Here is a 3447-nt window from a genome sequence, read left to right as displayed (position 1 = left end):
GTTGAAGTATTTGGCTTCGGGGTGGTGGACGATGATGGCGTCGGTGGACTGTTCGGGGTGGAGTTGGTACTCCTCGGAGAGTTTGACTCCGATCCGTTCGGGGCGGAGCAGGTCGGCGATCTTGGCGCGGTCGGCCAGGTCGGGGCAGGCGCCGTAGCCCAGGGAGAAGCGGGCGCCGCGGTACTTGAGGGCGAACATGTCCTCGATCGCGTCGGGGTCCTGTGCGGCGAAGCCGAGTTCGGCGCGGACCCGGGCGTGCCAGTACTCGGCCAGGGCCTCGGCGAGCTGGACGGACAGGCCGTGCAGTTCCAGGTAGTCGCGGTAGGAGTCGGCCTCGAACAGTTCGGCGGTGGCTCCGGAGATCCGGCTGCCGACGGTGACGACCTGCAGGCCGACCACGTCGGTTTCGCCGGATTCCCTGGGGCGGAAGAAGTCCGCCAGGCACAGCCGGCGGCCGCGGCGCTGGCGGGGGAAGGTGAAGCGGCACCGTTCCTGGCCGGCCTCGTCCAGGATGATCAGGTCCTCGCCCTGGGAGTGGCAGGGGAAGTAGCCGTGGACGACGGCGGCCTCCAGCAGGTTGTCGGTGTGCAGCCGCTCCAGCCAGCCCCGCAGCCTCGGGCGGCCCTCGGTGGCGACCAGTTCCTCGTAGGAGGGGCCCGGCCCGGTGCGGGGCGCCTTGAGTCCCCACTGGCCCTTGAACAGGGCGTCCTCGTCCAGCCAGGCGGCGTACTCCCGCAGCGGGATGCCCTTGACCACCCTCGTGCCCCAGAACGGCGGGACGGGCACGGGGTTGTCGGTGGCCACGTCCGAGCGCGCCGGGGAGACCGGGGAGGGCTCCGCCGGGGCCTCCCGCCGGGCCACCCGGCGTCGGCGCAGTTCGGGCAGTTTCGCCCCGGGCACGCCGCGTTTGACGCCCATCAGCGCGTCCATCAGGCGCAGCCCCTCGAAGGCGTCGCGGGCGTAGCGGACCTCGCCGTCGTAGATCTCGTGCAGGTCCTGCTCGACATAGGCCCGGGTCAGCGCCGCCCCGCCCAGGATCACCGGATACTTTCCGGCCAGGCCCCGGGCGTTGAGCTCCTGAAGGTTCTCCTTCATGATCACGGTGGACTTCACCAGCAGCCCGGACATCCCGATCACATCCGCCCGGTGCCGCTCGGCGGCCTCCACGATGGCCGACACCGGCTGCTTGATACCGAGGTTGACCACGGTGTAGCCGTTGTTGGACAAAATGATGTCCACCAGGTTCTTGCCGATGTCGTGCACATCACCGCGCACCGTGGCCAGCACGATGGTGCCCTTGCCCTCGGCGCCCTCGACCTTCTCCATGTGCGGCTCCAGGTAGGCCACCGCGGCCTTCATCACCTCGGCCGACTGCAGCACGAACGGCAGCTGCATCTGCCCGGAGCCGAACAGCTCCCCGACCACCTTCATCCCCGCCAGCAGGGTGTCGTTGACAATCTGAAGCGCCGGACGGGCCGCCAGGGCCTGGTCCAGATCGGCCTCCAGACCGCCTCGCTCGCCGTCGATGATCCGCCGCTGCAGCCGCTCCTCCAAGGGCAGCGCGGCCAGCTCCTCGGCCCGCGAGGCCCGCACCGACTTGGCATCCACCCCCTCGAACAGCTCCAGGAACCGCTGCAGCGGGTCATAGCCCTCACCACGCCGGTCGTAGATCACATCCAGCGCCACCTCGACCTGCTCCTCGGGGATCCGGGCGATGGGCAGGATCTTGGCCGCGTGCACGATCGCCGAGTCCAGCCCGGCCTTGACGCACTCGTGCAGGAAGACGGAGTTGAGCACCATCCGGGCGGCCGGGTTCAGCCCGAAGGAGATGTTCGACAGCCCCAGCGTGGTCTGCACCTGCGGATGGCGCCGCTTGAGCTCACCGATGGCCTCGATCGTGGCCAGCCCGTCACGCCGCGACTCCTCGGTGCCGGTGCAGATGGTGAACGTCAGACAGTCCACGATGATGTCGCACTCGGCGATCCCCCACTTCCCGGTCAGATCGGCGATCAGCCGCTCGGCGACCTCCACCTTCTTCCCGGCGGTGCGGGCCTGGCCCTCCTCGTCGATGGTCAGCGCGATCAGCGCCGCCCCGTGCTCCCGGGCCAGCGCGGTGATCTGCGCGAACCGGGAGCCGGGCCCGTCACCGTCCTCGTAGTTCACCGAGTTGATCACCGCCCGGCCGCCCAGCTTCTCCAGCCCCGCGGCGATCACGGCCGGCTCGGTGGAGTCCAGCACGATCGGCAGCGTGGAAGCGGTGGCCAGCCGCCCGGCCAGCTCGGCCATGTCGGCCACCCCGTCCCGGCCCACATAATCCACACACAGATCCAGCAGGTGCGCGCCCTCACGGATCTGCTCCCGGGCCACCTCCACACACTCCTCCCAGCGCCCGGCCAGCATCGCCTCACGGAACTTCCTCGACCCGTTGGCGTTGGTCCGCTCCCCGATCGCCAAAAACGCCGCATCCTGCCGGAACGGCACACTCTGGTACAGAGACGCCGCACCCGGCTCCGGACGCGGCTCCCGCCCGGCCGGAACCATGCCCCCCACCCGCTGCACCACCTGCCGCAGATGCTCCGGAGTGGTACCGCAGCACCCCCCCACCAGCGACAACCCGTAATCGGCCACAAACCGCTCCTGGGCATCGGCCAGCTCACCCGGGCTGAGCGGGAAATGCGCCCCCTCCCGGGTCAGCACCGGCAGCCCGGCATTGGGCAGACACAACAACGGGATACGCGCGTGCCGGGCCAGATACCGCAGATGCTCACTCATCTCGGCCGGCCCCGTCGAGCAGTTCAACCCGATCATGTCCACACCCAACGGCTCCAACGCCGTCAGCGCCGCACCGATCTCACTGCCCAGCAGCATCGTGCCGGTGGTCTCAAACGCCATCGAAACCCACACCGGCAACTCCAGCCCCGCCTCCTGAAGCGCCCGGCGCGCCCCGACCACCGCCGCCTTGGTCTGCAGCAGATCCTGGGTGGTCTCCACCAGCAGCGCATCCGCACCCCCGGCGATCAACCCCGCGGCATTCGCCCGGAAACCCTCCCGCAACGTGACGTAGTCGACATGGCCCAGCGTCGGCAGCTTGGTACCCGGCCCCATCGACCCCAGCACCCACCGCACCCGGCCGTCCCGCGCGGTGAAGGCATCCGCCGCCTCCCGCGCGATCCGCGCCCCGGCCTCGGACAACTCCCCGATCCGACCCGCGATCCCGTACTCGTTCAACGCCGAGAAATTCGCCCCGAAGGTGTTGGTCTCCACACAGTCCACACCCACCGCGAAATACTCCTCGTGCACCGCACGCACGACGTCCGGCCGGGTGACGTTCAACACCTCATTACAGCCCTCCAACCGCTGGAAATCCTCCAACGACGGATCAGCCGCCTGCAACATCGTCCCCATCGCCCCATCAGCCACCACCACCCGCGACGCCAACGCCTCCCG

The 3447-nt window shown here is 69.5% G+C and carries 1 protein-coding gene; it reads right to left on the bottom strand.

Annotation, left to right across the window (positions count from 1 at the left end):
- On the bottom strand, positions 1 to 3447 hold a 3447-nt coding region (gene metH / locus V1L54_RS29170), incomplete at both ends, for a methionine synthase (protein ID WP_330121170.1).

The organism is Streptomyces rubellus (assembly GCF_036323805.1).
GTDB lineage: Bacteria > Actinomycetota > Actinomycetes > Streptomycetales > Streptomycetaceae > Streptomyces.
The sequence above is the reverse complement of the archived record's forward strand: the minus strand, read 5'-3'. Positions and strand labels throughout refer to the sequence as shown.